At 68.3% G+C, this 17,635-nt stretch carries 15 protein-coding genes; 9 read left to right on the top strand and 6 right to left on the bottom strand.

All coding sequences use genetic code 11. From position 1 onward, the window contains the following. The first annotated feature begins 41 nt into the window (after window positions 1-41). Window positions 42-3,284: an ATP-binding protein gene (locus EV645_RS12580; RefSeq protein ID WP_130442847.1), complete on the top strand. Its 3,243-nt coding sequence runs from the start codon at window positions 42-44 to the stop codon at window positions 3,282-3,284. Window positions 3,285-3,445: 161 nt separating this feature from the next. Here EV645_RS12580 and EV645_RS12575 read toward each other — a convergent pair whose 3' ends face one another. The 3 genes from EV645_RS12575 to EV645_RS12565 form a co-directional block, all read right to left on the bottom strand. After that, window positions 3,446-4,072 (bottom strand): TetR/AcrR family transcriptional regulator, encoded by a 627-nt coding sequence (locus EV645_RS12575; RefSeq protein WP_130442845.1) that lies wholly within the window; start codon window positions 4,070-4,072, stop codon window positions 3,446-3,448. 106 nt (window positions 4,073-4,178) lie between these two features. Continuing rightward, entirely contained in the window at window positions 4,179-4,697 is a 519-nt protein-coding gene (locus EV645_RS12570; RefSeq protein ID WP_130442843.1) for a DinB family protein, read from the bottom strand. After that, window positions 4,694-5,227 (bottom strand): DinB family protein, encoded by a 534-nt coding sequence (locus EV645_RS12565; RefSeq protein ID WP_130442841.1) that lies wholly within the window; start codon window positions 5,225-5,227, stop codon window positions 4,694-4,696. The genes EV645_RS12570 and EV645_RS12565 overlap by 4 nt, the downstream gene beginning before the upstream one ends. Window positions 5,228-5,494: 267 nt before the next feature. On the opposite strand from EV645_RS12565, the gene EV645_RS12560 reads away from it, so the two are divergent. Next, entirely contained in the window at window positions 5,495-6,178 is a 684-nt protein-coding gene (locus EV645_RS12560; protein WP_130442839.1) for a MerR family transcriptional regulator, read from the top strand. Between the two features lie 89 nt (window positions 6,179-6,267). Here the strand turns inward: EV645_RS12560 and paaK are convergent, their stop codons facing one another. The 3 genes from paaK to paaI form a co-directional block, all read right to left on the bottom strand. Next, window positions 6,268-7,557, bottom strand: a complete 1,290-nt coding sequence (paaK, locus tag EV645_RS12555) for a phenylacetate--CoA ligase PaaK (RefSeq protein WP_242000346.1) — start codon at window positions 7,555-7,557, stop codon at window positions 6,268-6,270. A gap of 16 nt (window positions 7,558-7,573) precedes the next feature. Continuing rightward, complete coding sequence (gene pcaF, locus EV645_RS12550) at window positions 7,574-8,776, bottom strand: 3-oxoadipyl-CoA thiolase (RefSeq protein ID WP_130442837.1); 1,203 nt, start codon at window positions 8,774-8,776, stop codon at window positions 7,574-7,576. Between the two features lie 115 nt (window positions 8,777-8,891). Continuing rightward, complete coding sequence (gene paaI, locus EV645_RS12545) at window positions 8,892-9,311, bottom strand: hydroxyphenylacetyl-CoA thioesterase PaaI (RefSeq protein ID WP_130442835.1); 420 nt, start codon at window positions 9,309-9,311, stop codon at window positions 8,892-8,894. A 74-nt stretch (window positions 9,312-9,385) separates the two neighbouring features. Here paaI and paaN point away from each other — a divergent pair, with 74 nt between their 5' ends. From paaN to EV645_RS12510, 7 genes are all read left to right on the top strand, one after another. Next, entirely contained in the window at window positions 9,386-11,077 is a 1,692-nt protein-coding gene (gene paaN, locus EV645_RS12540; RefSeq protein WP_130442833.1) for a phenylacetic acid degradation protein PaaN, read from the top strand. 66 nt (window positions 11,078-11,143) lie between these two features. After that, window positions 11,144-12,514, top strand: a complete 1,371-nt coding sequence (locus EV645_RS12535) for a serine hydrolase domain-containing protein (protein ID WP_242000345.1) — start codon at window positions 11,144-11,146, stop codon at window positions 12,512-12,514. Window positions 12,515-12,749: 235 nt separating this feature from the next. Then, entirely contained in the window at window positions 12,750-13,268 is a 519-nt protein-coding gene (locus EV645_RS12530) for a flavin reductase family protein (protein ID WP_130442829.1), read from the top strand. Between the two features lie 10 nt (window positions 13,269-13,278). After that, complete coding sequence (locus EV645_RS12525) at window positions 13,279-14,310, top strand: zinc-dependent alcohol dehydrogenase family protein (protein ID WP_130442827.1); 1,032 nt, start codon at window positions 13,279-13,281, stop codon at window positions 14,308-14,310. A 198-nt stretch (window positions 14,311-14,508) separates the two neighbouring features. Next, window positions 14,509-15,792: an ABC transporter substrate-binding protein gene (locus tag EV645_RS12520; protein ID WP_130442825.1), complete on the top strand. Its 1,284-nt coding sequence runs from the start codon at window positions 14,509-14,511 to the stop codon at window positions 15,790-15,792. Window positions 15,793-15,835: 43 nt separating this feature from the next. Then, window positions 15,836-16,735, top strand: coding sequence for a carbohydrate ABC transporter permease (locus EV645_RS12515; protein WP_130442823.1), 900 nt, complete (start codon window positions 15,836-15,838; stop codon window positions 16,733-16,735). Then, on the top strand, window positions 16,732-17,631 hold the full coding sequence (locus tag EV645_RS12510; RefSeq protein ID WP_130442821.1) for a carbohydrate ABC transporter permease: 900 nt from the start codon (window positions 16,732-16,734) through the stop codon (window positions 17,629-17,631). Before EV645_RS12515 ends, EV645_RS12510 begins: the two co-directional genes overlap by 4 nt. Window positions 17,632-17,635 lie beyond the last annotated feature (4 nt).

The following is a 17,635-nucleotide window of genomic DNA, read 5'->3' as shown; positions in this document are numbered from 1 at the left end:
TGGTCGGTTGGATATGCGAGGCTGGTGGGGTGCGCATAGCGGTGCTTGGGCCTCTCGCGATGTGGGCGGCTGACGGGACTCCGCTCGACATCCGCGGCGTCCGCCTGCGCGGATTGCTCGCGCGCCTCGCGCTGAGCGCCGGACGACCGGTCAGCGTCGAGACTCTCGTCGACGGACTGTGGGGCAGCGAGGCACCCAGCGCGAACGCTCTGCAGTCCCTGGTGTCCCGCCTGCGGGCCGGTCTCCCCGCGACCGAGTCGAGCATCTCGGTCCAGTCCGGTCCCGCCGGCTACACCCTCACCATCGGTCCGGACTGCGTGGACGCCCTCCAGTTCGAAGACCTGGTACGCCGCGGTCGCGGCCTCCTGAGCACCGAGCCCGAGCGGGCCCACGCCCTCCTGACTCAGGCCGACAAGCTGTGGCGCGGTGAAGCCCTGACCGACCTCCGCGACCTCCCGTTCGCCGCAGTAGAGGCGGACCGCCTGGGCGAGCTGCGCCTCGCCGCCGCGGAGGACCTCGCCGAGGCCGCTGTCATCTGCGGTCAAGCACGCGACCTGATCACCGACCTCGAGCAGCTCGCGGTCACGCATCCACTCCGCGAGCGCGTCCACGAGCTCCTCATCCGCGCCCTGTACGCCGACGGTCGCCAGGCGGAGGCGCTCGCGGCGTACGAACGGGTCCGGACCACGCTGGCCGATGAGCTGGGCGCCGACCCCGGCATCCGGCTCCGTGACCTCCACATCGCAGTACTGCGTGGCGACAGCATCGACCCGACGGCCAAGTCCTCCGCCGTGCCAGTTCCTGCGCCTTCAGCGCCGCGTAGCAACCTGCGTGCTCCGCTGACCAGCTTCGTCGGCCGCCGGGAGGACGTGGCCGAGCTGACCCGGCTGATGAGCAACGGGACTCGACTGGTCACCATGGTCGGCCCAGGCGGCGCGGGCAAAACCAGACTGGCCACCGAGGCCGGCAGGACGCTCGTAGATCAGAGCGGCGACGGCATCTGGTTCGTAGAGCTCGCGCCACTCGGCGACGCCGCCGACGTGGCACCAGCTGTCCTGTCCACCCTCGGCGCCAGCGAGTACGTCGACGTCCAGCCGGCCAGCTTTGCGCCGAAGCACATCCCTACCAGCCGGGCTGCAACGCTCCGGCTCGTAGAGGTGATAGGCGACCGCCGCGTCCTGCTCGTGCTCGACAACTGCGAGCACCTGATCCAGGAGGTCGCCGGACTGGTCGATTCCCTGCTTGCCTCCTGCCCGCGGCTGCGGGTGCTGACGACCAGCCGCGAGCCGCTGAGCATCCCCGGTGAGCACCTGCATCCGGTCGGTCCGCTCGCGATGCCGCCCGAGGAGGAGCACAACGACACTGACGACTACCCGGCGATGCAGCTGTTCGTCGACCGAGCGCGCGCCGTACGCCCCGACTTCGCGCTGATCGACAAGAACCGGGACGCGGTCGCCGAGATCTGCCGTCGGCTGGACGGTATGCCGCTGGCGATCGAGCTGGCCGCCGCGCGGTTGCGGGCGCTCACCCCGCCGCAGATCGTGGACCGGCTCGCGGACCGGTTCCGGCTGCTCACCAGCGGCTCCCGGACCGCGCTGCCTCGCCACCAGACCCTGCGAGCCGTTGTCGAGTGGAGCTGGGACCTGCTCGACCCGGATGAGCAGGCGGTCGCCAGGCGGCTCTCGCTGTTCTCCGGCGGCGCCACGCTGGATGCGGCCGAGCAGATCTGCAGCGACGATCACATCCCGCCCGAGTCCGTGCTCGGCGTACTGGCGTCGCTCGTGGACAAGTCTCTTGTGGAGGCCGCGGCCGATGAGCGGTCCGTGCGCTACCGGATGCTGGAGACGGTCCGCGCGTACGGCGCCGAGCAGCTGCAGGCCTCGGGCGAGTATGACCACTTCCGGCGCAAGCACACGGCGTACTTCAGTCGCATGCTGCGTCAGGCGCGACCGAAGCTGCGGACCGGCGAGCAGATCCACTGGATCGCCCGGCTGACCGCCGACAACGAGAACCTGCTCGACGCGCTCCGTACTGCGATCGACATCGGCTCGGCGCGGGTCGCCGTACAGATGGTTGCCGTGCTGGGTGAGTACTGGACGATGAGCGGTCGCCCGGCCGAGGCAGTCAACTGGATGCGGGCCGCGCTCGCCGTGCCGGGGAAGAGCGCGCCGCTGGACAAGGCCGAGGCGCTGTACCTGCTTGCGCTCGGGCAGATGTCGAGCGGAGACGATCCGGCCAAGTCGTTCCAGCAGATGATCCGCGGCCTGGCGACGGTCCGCTGGATGACCCGGCGTCACAAGCAGCTCGTCGACGCCGGGATCGGCCTGTTCACCAACGCGGTCTGGGCCGCGATCCGGCGGGACAAGGCGACCTGCTTCCGCGAGCTCGAGGCCGCCGGCGAGCATCCCGATCCGTGGATCCGGAACATGGGCGTGATGATGGGCGCGATGTTCCGCGAGAACGAGGGCGAGGTCGAGCAGATGGCGGCGAACCTGACGGTCGCGCTGGACGGTTTCCGCCAGCTCGGCGACCGCTTCGGTACGTCGATGGCGCTGCGCGGGCTCGCGAGCTACCAGGCCAACACCGGTGATCACGCCCTGGCGCTGGAGTCGCTGACCGAAGCGCTCCAGCTGATCGAGGAGCTCGGCACGACCGAAGGCGTCGCGCAGCTGCTGGGCGGGGCCGCCATGAGCCGGATCGAGCTGGGCGACATCGACGGTGCCCGGGCCGACCTGGAGCGCGCGTTGCGGCTGTCCGAGGAGACGGGGTCCCGCGGCGGTGAGGCGATGGCCTACATGGGCCTCGCGCGCATCGCCTACCGGACCGATGCCTTGGACGAGTCGAGAGACCTGGCGGAGCGCGCGTACGCGTTGCTCGACCTCGAGGCCGAGCGGGTCGCGCCGCACGGACAGGCGAGCATGCTCGCGCAGCTGAGCCGGACGAACGCGGCCACCGGTGACCTCGAGCTGGCGCAACAGCGCAACCGGGAGTCCGTGCGATTGGCGCTGACGACCGAGGATATGCCGCTGCTTGCGTCGGTCGTCGAGACCGCGGTGGATGTGGACGTGGCCGCCGGCGAGACCGAGCGCGCGGCGCGGACCATCGGGATGGCAACGGTCCTGCGGGGCATGCGGTCGATCCCGGACGGCGACGTACAACGGTCTGTCGATCGGCTACGTGATGCCCTGGGCAACGAAAAGTACGACGCCAGCTATTCGGCCGGCGCCGCACTGACGCGCGAAGACGCGGTTGCCGAGCTGCGCAAACGCTTCAGTTCCGACTAGGGCCTGTCTGGTAATCCAGCGCCTACTGCGGGGCACGCGGCACGGCACCTCGCCGCACGGGTGCAAAGGGAACGATGCTCCGCATCGACCCCTTCGCCCCCGCGCGCCGATGCACCGCACCGAGCACCTCCTCGCTACGGCGCTGGATTACCAGACAGGCCCTAAGCGGTGATCAGCTGTACGGCAAGGTCTCGCAGTGACTTCTGCACCTTCTGCTCCGGTGGCCGTGGTTCGGCCAGCATCCAGTCGTAGACGACGGTGTTCACCGCGCCGAAGAACGCCAGCGCGAGGAACCGGAAGTCCTTGCGCTTGATCTCACCGCGCTCGACCGCGGTGTCGCCGAGGTCGCGGACGTTGCCGATCAACAACTCCCGGAACGCGATCCGCTGCTCCTCGACCGCCGGGCTGGTGCCGACCACCTCGACGAACGAGATCCGCGCGCGGCGGAGGTCGGCCATGATGGTCCGCAGGTACGAGTCGACGGCCGCGGTGATCCGCTCCCGGACCGGCCGGTCGGCGGTCCGGCGGAGCGCGTCTCCGGTGCTCCGGACCGCCAGCTCGATCACCTGCGCGTGCACCGCGAGCAGGACGGCTTCCTTGTTCTGGAACTCGTGGTAGAAGTGCCGGGTGGACACTTTCGCCTGTGTACACAGGCGTTCCACGGATGTCGCCGGATATCCTTCGGTCCCGAAGAGTTCGAGCGCAGCGGCCAGCAACCGTTCCCGGCGCGCGGCCTTCCACTCCTCGACTGACCGCCCGGAATAACGGCGTACGGAGGGTTCCCTCATCACACCTCTTGTCGCTACCCCGTGCCAGATGCCGGACATCCTATCCACCCTGCGGAGCAGGTGTAACCGGGTTGGTCTTCGCGCGGAAGACCAAACCCGGCTCCGATCAGTTCAGCTTCTCGTAACCGGTCGCACCGTCGAGCAGCTCCCGGATGATGTCCAGGTGACCCAGGTGCCGCGCGGTCTCCTCGATCAGGTGGCACAGGACGTACCGGACCGACGCCTTGCCGGAGTCGCGGACCGCCTCGGCCCGCTCCACGTCGCCGAGATCGTCGAAGCCGGCCACGATGTCGCTGGATCGCTTGCACTCGGCGTCGTACTCGTCGAGGAGCTGCGCGAGCGGTGCGTCGTCGACGAACATCTCCGCGTCGACGTGACCGTCCTCGGTCCACGGGGTCTGCCCGGTGTCCGGCGTACCCAGCAGGTTCATGCTGAACCAGGAGTACTCGACCCAGCGCAGGTGCGCCACCAAGCCGGCGACCGTCATCAGTGGCGAGCTCGGCAGGACCTTGCGGTGGGCATCGGCCTCGGACAGGCCTTCGCACTTCGTCCGGACGAGTGACCGGAGGTGGTCGAGCCAACCGGTGAGCTGGGTCCGCTCGTCGGCGGTCAGCGGCGGCCTCATGCTTGGTTCATCTTCGTGTAGCCGGTCTTGCCGTCGACGATCTCTCTGATGATGTCCATGTGTCCCACGTGGCGTGCGGTCTCCTCGATCAGGTGGCAAAGGATGTAGCGGAGTGATGCGGCCTCGCCCTTGGCGGCGTACGGGCCTTGTTCGACGCTACCGAGGTCGAGCGGCGCGATCGTGTCGTTGGATCGCTGGCACTCGGCGTCGTACTCGTCCAGGAGTTGGGCGAGCGGAATGTCGTCGACGAACATCTCGGCGTCGGGATGACCACCTTCGGTCCAGGGCGTCTGGCCGGTGTCGGGGACGCCCATCAGGTTGAGCTGGAACCAGGACCACTCGTTCCAGCGCAGATGCGCCACGAGCGAGGCCAGCGACATCAGCGGTGAGGTCGGGAGAACCTTGCGATGGGCATCTTCTTCGGTCAGCCCCTGGCATTTCATCCGGACGAAGGAACGTTGCAGGTCGAGCCATCCGATCAGCTGGACGCGCTCGTCGGCGGTCAGCGGCGGCCGGTGTACTTCGGTCATTCGAAAGCTCCTGTGGTGATGAGGAGCCACCCGTCTCAATCGCGGGTACGGCGGACGGGCAGCACAACAGTCGGACTCGACATCGCGCTCACCTCCTTTCCGCCGCCGGCGGTGTCGTCCACCGGCAGCAGCACCGTACACCCCCACCTTGTGCACCCGGCAACCACATTTCCGGCCGCAAAACGGTTGGTGGGTGCACAAGGTGAGATCCGGGGGATGGCATGCTCAGGACCAGCACAGCGCCCGCACCGCGCGATGAGGTGAGACGTGGACCCACGATTCGATCTGCCGCTCTACACCCGTGCCGAGGTCGCGCTCCACCTCGGACTACCCGCCACCACGCTCGGCGACTGGTTGCGTTCGGGTGCGCTCGAGGCCGGCAGCGGGGGGCGCGGCGAGCCGACGATCACGTTCGCCGGGCTGGTCGAGACCCACATGCTGCGGCACCTGCGCCGGTCGGGGCTGTCGCTGCAAGCGATCGGCGAAGCCGCGGTCGCGCTCCGCTCCCGGGCCGGCCGGCACTACCCGCTCGCCTGGTCCGGTTTGGCGTACGACGGGCGCGACCTGCTGATCGAGATCTCGAACGAGGGCCGCGAGGCCGGCTGGGAGCGCATCCGCGACAGCCAGGGCGGCTTCCCCGGCGTACTGCGGCGTGGATCGGCCGCGATCGGCTGGTCCGACGACGGGTACGCCGCAACACTCCGGCTGGTGATCTACCACGACATCGACGTGGTCGTGGACCCCGCCCGTTCGCACGGCCGCCCGATGGTCGAGGACGTCCACGTCGACGACGTCATCACCGAGGTCCGCACCGGCGCGCCGTACCGCGAGATCGCCGCGAAGTTCAACCTGGAGGACTTCGAGGTAGAGGCCCTCGTCCGCCCCCACATCCGGCCCCCGGCCTTCCGCAAAGCCCGCCACCTGGAGACCCAGGCCGACGCCCTGCTGTGAGCTAACGACAGGAGGTATCCCGAGCCGCGCGTCCGGCTGCCGCCTGAGCGCACCGGCCGGTGGCACGCATCGGGCGACACCTCCTGTCCTTAGCGGTTGTCCTTGATGCGTTTGGCCTTGCCCAACGAGCGTTCCAGGGCGTGGGGGGCCAGGACCTCTACGGACGCGGTGACGCCGACTCGGTCCTTGATGCGGTGGGCCAGGGCGGTTGCGGGGGTGGTGTAGTCGGTCAGGTCGGGGGCAGCCTCGACCTGGACGGTCAGTTCGTCGAGGCGGCCGGGGCGGGTCAGGACGCAGAGGTAGTGCGGAGTCAGGCCTTCGACCAGGAGGATTTGTTCTTCTATTTGGGTGGGGAAGACGTTTACTCCTCGGACGATCATCATGTCGTCGGTGCGGCCGGTGATCTTTTGCATGCGGCGGAGGCCGGGGCGGGCGGTGCCGGGGAGGAGGCGGGTCAGGTCTCTGGTGCGGTAGCGGAGGACGGGGAAAGCTTCCTTGGTGAGGGTGGTGAAGACCAGTTCGCCTTCGGAGCCGTCGGGGAGGACCTCGCCGGTGACCGGGTCGATGATCTCGGGGTAGAAGTGGTCTTCCCAGATGTGCAGGCCGTCCTTGGTTTCCACGCATTCCTGGGCGACGCCCGGGCCCATGACCTCCGACAGACCGTAGATGTCGACGGCGTGGATGCCGGTGCGTTCCTCGACCTCGGTGCGCATGGCTTCGGTCCAGGGTTCGGCGCCGAAGATGCCGATCCGCAGCGAGGTGCCGCGTGGATCCAGGCCGCGGGCGGACATCTCGTCGACGATCGAAAGGAAATACGACGGCGTGACCATGATGATGTGTGCGCCGAAGTCGCGGATGAGATCGACCTGCCGCTCGGTCATGCCGCCGGAGACGGGTACGACGGTGCACCCGAGCCGCTCAGCCCCGTAGTGCGCGCCGAGCCCGCCGGTGAACAGGCCGTAGCCGTAGGCAACATGGCAGACATCGCCCGCGCGTCCGCCGGCAGCGCGGATCGATCGCGCCATCAGGTCCGCCCAGTTGTCGAGGTCTCGCTTCGTGTACCCGACCACCGTCGGCCGCCCCGTCGTACCGGACGACGCGTGCACCCGCGCCACCTCGGTCCGCGGTACGGCGAACATCCCGAACGGATAGTTGTCCCGCAGATCCTTCTTGGCCGTGAACGGCAGCCGGCTCAGATCCGCCAGCGACTGAAGATCACCGGGCTTGAACCCAACGCCGTCCAGCGCGGTCCGATAGTGCGGCACGTTCTCGTACGCACGCCGTACGGTTGCCTGCAGCAACGACAACTGGCGGGGCGCGCAGCTCGTCGACGGACAGCCGTTCGCCGGCGTCCTGCAACTCCGAAGGACAAGCCTCACCGAGCATGGAGAACCCCTAAGGACGAGTGAGCAGGGTCGCGATGCCCTGTCCGACACCGATGCACATCGTGGCCAGCGCGTACCGGGCGTCGCGGTGGCGAAGCTCCAGCGCCGTGGTCAACGCCAACCGTGCCCCCGACATCCCCAGCGGGTGGCCGAGGGCGATCGCGCCGCCGTTCGGGTTGACGTGCTCGGCATCGTCGGGCAGGCCGAGCTGCCGCAGTACAGCGAGGGACTGGGACGCGAACGCCTCGTTCAGCTCGATCACGTCGATGTCGGACAACGCGACCCCGGTGCGATCGAGCAGCTTCCGCGTCGCGGGCGCCGGCCCGATCCCCATGATCCGAGGCGGTACGCCGGCCGCGGCCGTCCCGACCACCCGAGCCAACGGATTCATCCCGAAGCGCTCCACTGCCTCCCCGCTCATCACGAGCAGAGCGGCAGCCCCGTCATTCACCCCCGACGCGTTCCCCGCCGTCACAGTCCCCGGCGATCGAAACGGAGTCTTCAAACCGGCAAGAGCTTCGAGCGAGGTCTCTCGCGGATGCTCATCGGCATCGACCACGGTGACAGCCCCACGCTTCCCCGGCACATCAACAGCAACGATCTCTTCGGACAACCGCCCGTTCGCCTGTGCCTTGGCTGCCCGCTGCTGGGACCGCAGCGCGAACAGATCCTGGTCCTCACGAGAGATCGAGAACTCCGCCGCGACATTCTCCGCCGTCTCCGGCATCGAGTCGATCCCGTACTGCGCCTGCAGTGCCGGGTTCACGAACCGCCAGCCGATCGTCGTGTCGAAGATCTCCGCCTGCCGCGAGAACGCGGTCGTTGCCTTAGGCATCGCGAACGGCGCCCGCGACATCGACTCGACGCCACCCGCGACGACGATGTCGTTGTCCCCGGCAATGATCGACCGGGCCGCGGACGCGACCGCGTCCAGCCCGGATCCGCACAGCCGGTTGATCGTCGTACCGGGCACCGAGTCCGGCAGGCCCGAGAGCAGCACGGCCATCCTGGCGACGTTCCGGTTGTCCTCGCCGGCCTGGTTCGCGCACCCGAGGATCACGTCGTCGATCAGTGCCGGGTCGAGTGCGGTCCGGTTCACCAGCGACGAGATCACGTTCGCCGCGAGGTCGTCGGGCCGGACGCCGGCCAGCGCACCGCCGTACCGTCCGATCGGGGTCCGGACGCCGTCGACCAGGAACGCTTCCCTGGTCATGGGGCCTCCCGGCCTGGACTGAGGAGCGGAGGGAGCGAAGCGACCGGAGCGACGAGGGAAGGCCGGGAGCAACAGCCCCATGACCCGCGCGCCGGAGGCGCGCATTCAACACAGCTCATGACTGCTCCTCGAGAATGGTGCCGGACAGTTGGCGGCTGCGGCCGCGGAACTCGGCGATCACCTCGTCGCCGCGGGTGACCGTCACGTCGTAGATCGCGTTCCGGCCGAACGCGGTCCGCTCCTGCGCTTCGGCGACCAGCAGATCGCCGCGGCGGGCCGGAGCAACGAAGACGATGTCGCAGGCCTGCGCGACCGTCACCTGGTTGCGCGAGTTGCAGGCGAACGCGAACGCCGAGTCGGCCAGACTGAACACGAATCCACCATGCGCGATCCCGTGCCCGTTGACCATGTCGTCGCGCACGCTCATCTCGAGCCGCGCCGTACCCTCGCCGACCGCCAGCAGTCGCATGCCCAGCCCGGCGCTGGCGGTGTCCTCCGCCCACATCGCCGCGGCCACCCTGGCTGCCAAGTCCATCCGACCCGCCCCATCGAGAAGAAGGTTTATGACACTCTAGTCCCGGTTGCGCCCACGACTGTAACATCGCAGTCATGACCGATCTGCTCGCCGCTCATCGTGACCGACTCGACGCGGCTCTGACCGCGATCCGCAGCCGCGGCTACCACTCCGCGTTCCCCGAGTCGCCCAGCCCTCGGGTGTACGGCGAGAACGCGGCGGCCGACGGCAAGGCGGCGTTCGAGGCGCATCTGGCCAAGACCTACGAGTTGGACATTCCCGGCGCGCGGGGAACGGTCGTCACCGAGCAATCGCCGTTCGGGATCCCGATGGACGTCTCGTACCCACGCGTCGTCGAGGAAGGCCTGGACGAGCTGCTGACCGCCGCCCAGCAGGGGCTCGCGGACTGGCGCCGGGCCGGGATCGACGGACGCACCGGCGTGGTGCTGGAGATCCTCGACCGGCTGCACAAGCGGGTGTTCGAGCTGGCCAACGCGGTCCAGCACACCAGCGGGCAGGCGTTCGTGATGGCGTTCCAGGCCGGCGGCGCCCACGCGCTGGACCGTGCGCTCGAGGCGGTCGCCTACGCGCACGAGGAGATGCACCGCTATCCGGCCACCGCGACCTGGGAGAAGCCGGCCAAGGGTGACCCGATCCGGATGGAGAAGACGTTCACCGTCACCGGTCGCGGCGTCGCGCTGGTGATCGGCTGCAACACCTTCCCGACCTGGAACTCCTGGCCCGGCCTGTTCGCCTCCCTGGTCACCGGGAACGCGGTCGTCGTGAAGCCGCACCCGCTGGCCGTCCTGCCGCTCGCGATCACCGTCGACGTCTGCCGCGAGGTGCTCGCCGAGGCCGGATTCGACCCCAACCTGGTGACCCTGGCCACCGAGCGGGCCGGCGACGGCCTGGCCAAGCCGTTGGCGCAGCGGCCTGAAGTGAAGCTCATCGACTTCACCGGCGGCAGCGAGTTCGGCGAGTGGCTCGAACAGAACGCGACCCAGGCGACCGTCTTCACCGAGAAGGCCGGCGTCAACGCGGTGATCATCGACTCCACCGACTCCTTCAAGGCGCTGTGCAACAACCTGGCCTTCACCCTGAGCCTGTACTCCGGCCAGATGTGCACCACCACCCAGAACTTGTTCATCCCGGCCGGCGGGATCGAGACCGACGAGGGCCACAAGTCCTTCGACGAGGTCGGCCAGGGCATCGCGACCGGGATCAGCAAGCTGCTCGGCGACGACGCCCGCGCGGTCGAGATCCTCGGCGGCATCGTGAACCAGGCCGTGATCAGTCGCCTCGAGCTCGCCCCGGAGTACGGCGACGTGGTGCTGGAGTCGCGCGCGATCGAGCACCCCGCCTTCCCGGACGCCGTCGTACGGACGCCGCTGCTGGTGGCGATCGACGCGGAGGACGCGGACGTGTACCGGCGAGAGTGCTTCGGGCCGGTCTCGTTCCTGGTCAAGACCGCGGACACGGCGCAGTCGATCGACCTGTTCAAGTCGACCGTGACCGAGGGCGGCGCGATGACCGCCGGCATCTACTCGACCGACAGCAAGATCCTCGACGAGGCCCGGGATGCGGCGCTCGACGCGGGCGTCGCCCTGTCCGAGAACCTGACCGGCCCGGTGTTCGTGAACCAGTCCGCCGCGTTCAGCGATTTCCACGGCACCGGCGCGAACCCGGCCGCGAACGCGACGTACACCGACGGTGCGTACGTCGCGAGCCGCTTCCGGGTCATCCAGTCACGCCGCCACAGTGCTGGAGTTGCTGCCGAGCGTCGTTGAGCTGACCCTGAGACGGAGGGTATGACTGACTCATCTCCATCCGCCGATCCGTCCAGGAGACCGACCGTGACTGAAAGCTTGACCGAGGCACTCGCTTACTACGACAGCTGGCTGGCGTTCAACCAGCGTTATCAGCGGGTGCCGGGCATCCAGGTCGCGGTGTACGCCGGGGACGCGATCGCGTTCTCGGCGGCCTACGGGCTCGCGGACGTGGAGAACGACGTACCGCTGACCGAGCAGCACCTCTTCCGGATCGCGTCGCACTCGAAGACGTTCACCGCGACGGCCGTGTTCCAGCTGGTCGAGCAGGGCCGGCTGCGGCTGGACGACAAGGCCGAGCAGCACGTCACCGAGATCGTCGGTACGCCGCTCGGCCAGCGGACCGTCCGCGAGCTGCTGGCACACGCGGGCGGTGTCACCCGGGACGGCCTCGACGCCGACTGGTGGCAGCTGTCCACCAGCTTCCCGGACCGCGACGAGCTGCTCGCGGTACTGCGGAACGAGTCGTCGGCCGTGATCCCGGAGAACGACCGCTTCAAGTACTCGAACATCGGCTACGGCCTGCTCGGTCTCGTCATCGAGGCGGCGTCCGGTACGCCGTACAACACCTACGTCCAGACTGCGATCGTCGACAAGCTCGGGCTCACCGGGCTCGGTCCGGAGCTCGATCCGGCCCGGCTGACGGAGTACGCCGCCGGCTACAGCGCGCTGGCGTACGCCGACACGCGCGTGCCGATCGAGCACATCGACACCCGGGCGCTGGCATCGGCGACCGGGTTCTTCGGCAATGCCCGCGACCTGGTCACGTACTTCTCCGCGCACCTGCCCGGCGACGACCGCTTGCTGTCGGACAAGTCCAAGCGCGAGATGCAGCACCCACTGTGGACCACCGGCGCGGATGACAAGGCGCGGTACGGCCTCGGCATCGCGGTGACGAAGGTCGGTGACGTGGACGTCTTCGGCCACGGCGGCGGGTACCCGGGCCACATCACCCGGACCCTCGTCGACCCCGAACGCCGGCTCGTCGTGTCGGCGCTGACCAACGCGATCGACGGTCCCGCGGCGCAGCTGGCGGAAGGCCTGCTGCGACTCCTCAACCTGGCCGACTCGAAGGACCGGGTCGAAGAGGCAGGGCTGGGCCGGTTCACCGGCCGGTTCGCGAACCTCTGGGGCATCACCGACTTCGTCCTGCTCGGCGGCCGCCTCTACGCGACCGACCCGTCCGGCCCGAACCCGGCCGAGGAGCCCCAGGAGCTCGAAGCTGACGGCGACACCCTGCGCGTCACCGGCGGCAACGGCTACGGCTCGTACGGCGAGTCGTACCGCTTCGCCTTCGACGCCGACGGCGCCGTCGAGTCCGTCCGCGGATCCAGCGGCCTCACCATGCGCCCCATCGACAAGTTCACCCTCTCCGAGCGGGTTACCGTGGCGAAGTGACAGTACATATGCCGCGACTCCGTCGCGGCGGGTCATGGGGCTGTGACTCCCGGCCTTCCCTCGTCGCTCCGGTCGCTGTGCTGAATGCCGCGACTCCGTCGCGGCAGGTCCTGGGGCTGGAACTCCCGGTCTTCCCTCGTCGCTCCGGTCGCTTCGCTCCCTGCGCTCCTCAGTCCAGACCGGGAGGCCCCAGGACCGGGCTCCCTGCGCTCCTCAGTCCAGGCCGGGAGGCCCCATGACCATCCACGGCGATCACCCGTTCCTCCCGCCCGAGTCCGAGCGGAGTCCGGTGCGGCGGTTTCGTGGACGGTTGCCGTCGCCGGTCGGGCTGTGGACAACGTCGTACGACGGGAACCGGGCCGGGCTCACGGTGTCGTCGATGCTGGTGGCCGACGGTGAGCCTGGGTACGTGATCGGGCTGATCGACCCGGACTCGGACCTGTGGGAAACGTTGCGTGAGGCAAGGACTGCGGTGGTGTCGCTGCTCGGCGCGCCCCACCGGCAGCTGGCCGACGCCTTCGGGTACGTCGCTCCGGCCCCGGGCGGACCGTTCCGGATGATCGACTGGACGGACACCGCCTGGGGACCGGCGCCGGTCGGCGTCAGCACCTGGGCCGGCTGCACGCTGGTCGACCAGGACCCGCCCGAGATCGGCTGGGGTCTGCAGGTGCAGCTGGAGATCGTCCACGTGGAGCTCACCGGCGACGAGGTCCCAGCGCTGGTCCATCGACGGGGCCGGTACACGACGATCTAATGTGTGCCGTATGCGTGCCACAGTGATCCATGCGCCGTTCGACGTACGGCTGGAAGAGCTTCCGGACCCGAAGATCGAGGGGCCGGGTGATGCGGTGGTCAAGGTCGTTGCCTCATGCATCTGTGGGTCCGACCTCTGGCCGTACCGCGGTGAGCCGCCGGTGAAGCAGCCGCGGCCGATCGGGCACGAGTTCGTCGGCATCGTCCAGGAGGTCGGCTCGGAGGTCCGAACGGTCAAGCCCGGCGACTTCGTCGTCGCGCCGTTCGTGGTGAGCGACGGCACCTGCCCGCACTGCCTGGCCGGCTTTCAGACCGCCTGCCAGAACATGGTTGGTTACGGCCAGGGCAAGGCCGACGGCGGCCAGGGCGAGTATGTGCGACTCCCGTACGCCGACGGCACGCTCGTCGCGACGCCCGAGGTGCCCGACGACTCGCTCGTCCCGTCGCTGCTCACGCTGTCCGACGTGATGGGCACCGGCTGGCACGCGGCGCGATCCGCGCGGGTGAAGGCCGGCGACACGGTCGTTGTCGTGGGCGACGGTGCGGTCGGGCTCTGCGGCGTACTCGCGGCTTCGCGGATGGGTGCGGAGCGGGTCGTTGCCTTGTCACGGCATGAGCCCCGTCAAAAGCTGGCGAAGGAATTCGGTGCCACGGACATCATTTCCGAACGTGGGGACGCGGCCAAGGACGCCGTACTCGAACTGACGAAGGGTGTCGGGGCCGACGCGGTGCTGGAATGTGTCGGCACCGCTCAGTCGATGACGACCGCGTTCGACGTTGCCCGGCCCGGGTCGACGGTCGGGTTCGTCGGCGTGCCGCACGGGGTCGAGGTGCCGATCAGCAGGATGTTCAGGAACAACATCGGGCTCGCGGGCGGTGCTGCGCCGTGCCGCGCGTACCTGCCGGACCTGATGACCGACGTACTGACTGGCGAGATCAACCCCGGCAAGGTGTTCGATTCGGAGCTCCCGCTGGCCGACGTGGCCGAAGGTTACGTCGCGATGCACGAACGGCGCGCGATCAAGGTTCTGCTGCGGCCCTGAAACGAACAGCGCATTTGCGCACAAGGCTCCTGACGGGTCAGTATGTGCGCGCTCTCACACTGTCAAGGTGCGAGGGGTCACGGCTGCGCAACGCGCTTGCGCAGATCGTTGACACCCGCCGGTAACCGTCCCAGGCTTGGGCCGTCAAGGGGGCATCGTTGTCACAGGCGGCTCCATCAACTGATCGGAGAGTGAATCATGCGTGGTGGTCTGAGTAAGACCCTGGCGCTGGTGGGAGCGGCGGGTCTTCTCGCGGTGAGCGCCTGCGGAAACAGCGACAACAGCGGCGGCAGCGGTGGCGGCTCGTCCGCGAGCAAGGACGTCACTGTCTTCACCTGGTGGGCCGACGGTGGTGAGAAGGCCGGCCTGGACGGCATGGTGTCGGTGTTCCAGAACGACTGCAAGGACTACAAGTTCGTCAACTCGGCCGTCGCCGGTGGTGCCGGTTCCAACGCCAAGCAGGTGCTCGCCAACGACCTGCAGGCCGGCAAGCCGCCGTCCACCTTCCAGGCGCACGCGGGTGCCGAGCTGAGCGACTACATCAACGCCGGCCAGGTCGACGACATCAGTGATCTGTACAAGGAGTTCGGCCTGGACAAGGCTTTCCCGCAGAACCTGATCGACAACCTGACCATCGACGGCAAGATCTACTCGATCCCCGCCAACGTTCACCGGGCGAACATGGTCTGGACGAACCCGTCTGTCCTGAAGAAGGCGAGCCTGGACGCCGCCACGGCCCCGGCCTCCGTGGACGCTTGGATCGCGGACATGGACAAGCTGAAGGCCGCCGGCGTGAAGGCGCCGCTGGCCATCTCCAAGGGGTTCGCGCAGGAGATGGTGATGGAGGTCGTGCTGCTGGCCGAGCTCGGACCGGACAGCTTCAAGGGGCTGTGGGACGGCAAGACCGACTGGGCCGGCGCGAACGTGACGTCCGCGCTGAACAAGTACAAGAAGCTGCTGACCTACACCAACACCGACCGCGAGGCCGTCGACTGGCCGGACGCGCTGGGGTACCTGAACAAGGGCCAGGCCGCGTACTTCGTGATGGGTGACTGGGTCGCCGCGCAGCAACTGGCCGACAAGGTGCCGGACACGGCGTACACCTACTGGCCGGCGCCGGGCACGGCGGGCAACTTCCAGTTCCTGTCGGACTCGTTCGTGCTGCCGACCAACGGCCCGGACCCCGACGGCACGAAGTGCTGGCTGAAGACGGTCGGCTCGGCCGACGGCCAGAAGGCGTTCAACACCAAGAAGGGCTCGATCCCGGCCCGCTCGGACGCCAACCCGGCCGACTACCCGAAGTACCAGCAGTCGGCGATGGCGGACTGGAAGAAGGACAAGATCGTGCCGTCCTGCGCCCACGGTGCCGCGTGCACGCTCGGGCAGAACAACGACATCCTGTCCGCGCTCAGTCAGTTCAGCGGAAGCCAGGACATCGCCAAGCTGCAGTCGGCGCTCGGCACCGCGATGAAGACGAGCTGATGCAGGTCGAGTTGCGGAACCGCTACGAGACGGAGGACTGAGCGTGCACGGAAGAATCCGCACCTGGGGACCCGGTGCCCTGGTGCTGCTGCCGACCGTGCTGCTGCTCGGGTACTTCGTCTACGGGCTGATCGCGTGGTCCTTCAACACCTCGCTGACGGATCGGCACACCGGCCGTAAGGGCCCTGCGTCGTACGTCGGGTTCGAGAACTACGGGAACCTGTTCACTGAGGAGCGGTTCCTCAACTCGCTGAAGAACCTCGGCGTGCTCACGGTGGCGTTCATCGTGGGCACGCTGATCTTCGGCCTGATCTGGGCACTGCTGCTGGAGAAGGGCGTGCCCGGCGAGTCGGTCTTCCGGTCGGTCTACCTGTTCCCGATGGCGATCTCGATGATCGCCTCGGGCGTCGTCTGGGGCTGGTTGCTGAACCCGTCCCAGGGCGAGGACGCGCGGGGACTGAACCGGTTGTTCGAGATCCTCCACCTGCATTTCCTGGAGAATCCCTGGTGGACCGCGGGCAGTAGATGGACGACGATGGCGTCCATCGCGCTCCCCGCGGTCTGGCAGATGTCGGGCTACATCATGGCGCTGTTCCTGGCCGGCTTCCGGGGGATCCCGCCGGAGCTGCGCGAGGCGGCCCGCGTCGACGGTGCGTCGGAGTTCAAGCTCTACCGGCATGTGCTGTTCCCGCAACTGTCGCCGATCGCACTGTCCGCGCTGATCATCCTCGGTCACATCTCGCTGAAGCTGTTCGACCTGATCTACGCGATCACCGGGCCGAACCAGTTCCGCACCGAGGTGCCGGCCATCTTGATGTGGAACACCTTGTTACGCAGCGATCTGGCCAAGGCATCCGCGATCGGGATCGTCATGCTCGCGGTCGTCGCCGTACTCGTCATCCCGTACCTCGCGTGGACCGTCCGGCAGGAGAACGAGCAATGACCGCCGTAGAGGCCGCGACAGGCCACACCGCCGCGGCGATCCGCCAGAAGCCGCGCCGCGGAGCAACCGCCGACGGCACGACCAGGCGCAGCCGGACCATCAGGTACGTCCTGCTGCTGTTGTTCCTGCTGTTCGTGCTGATCCCGGTGTACGTCGTACTGATCACCAGCTTCAAGACCTCCGGCGACACCACCGCGGCCTCGCAGTGGAACCTGCCGAAGACCTGGACGCTGGAGCCCTGGCGCAAGGCTTGGGACGTACTGCAGCCGTACATGATCCGGTCGCTGTCGCTGGCGATCCCGGCCGCGATCATCTCGTCGCTGATCGGTTCGGCGAACGGGTTCGTGCTGGCCCGCTGGCGGTTCCCGGGCGCGAACCTGGTGTTCGCGTTCATCCTCTTCGGGATGTTCATCCCGTACCAGGCGGTGATGCTGCCGCTGCGTACGACGTTCACCGCGCTGGACGTGACCCGGGGTGTGCCGACGCTGATCATCGCGCACTGCATCTACGGCATCCCGATCTGCACGCTGATCTTCCGGAACTACTACGCCACGATCGTGCCGAACGAGATCATCGAGTCGGCCCGGGTGGACGGCGCCGGGCTGGTCCAGACGTACCTGCGGATCATCCTGCCGATCTCGATCTCCGGCTTCGTGGTGACGCTGATCTGGCAGTTCACCTCGGTCTGGAACGACTTCCTGTTCGCCCTGTTCCTGACCCAGCAGAACAACGGCCCGGTGACCTTGGGCCTGGCCGCGCTGGCGGGCGGGCAGAAGGTCGACTACGCCGCGAGCATGGCCGGCGCCCTGATCACGTCGTTCCCGACGCTGATCGTCTACATCCTCCTCGGCCGCTGGTTCATCGGCGGCCTGATGGCCGGTGCCCTCAAGGGCTGACCGC

It is taken from the genome of Kribbella rubisoli, from assembly GCF_004217145.1.
GTDB lineage: Bacteria > Actinomycetota > Actinomycetes > Propionibacteriales > Kribbellaceae > Kribbella > Kribbella rubisoli.
Note: the sequence above shows the minus strand (reverse complement) of the source record. Positions and strands in the feature narration are given on the sequence as shown.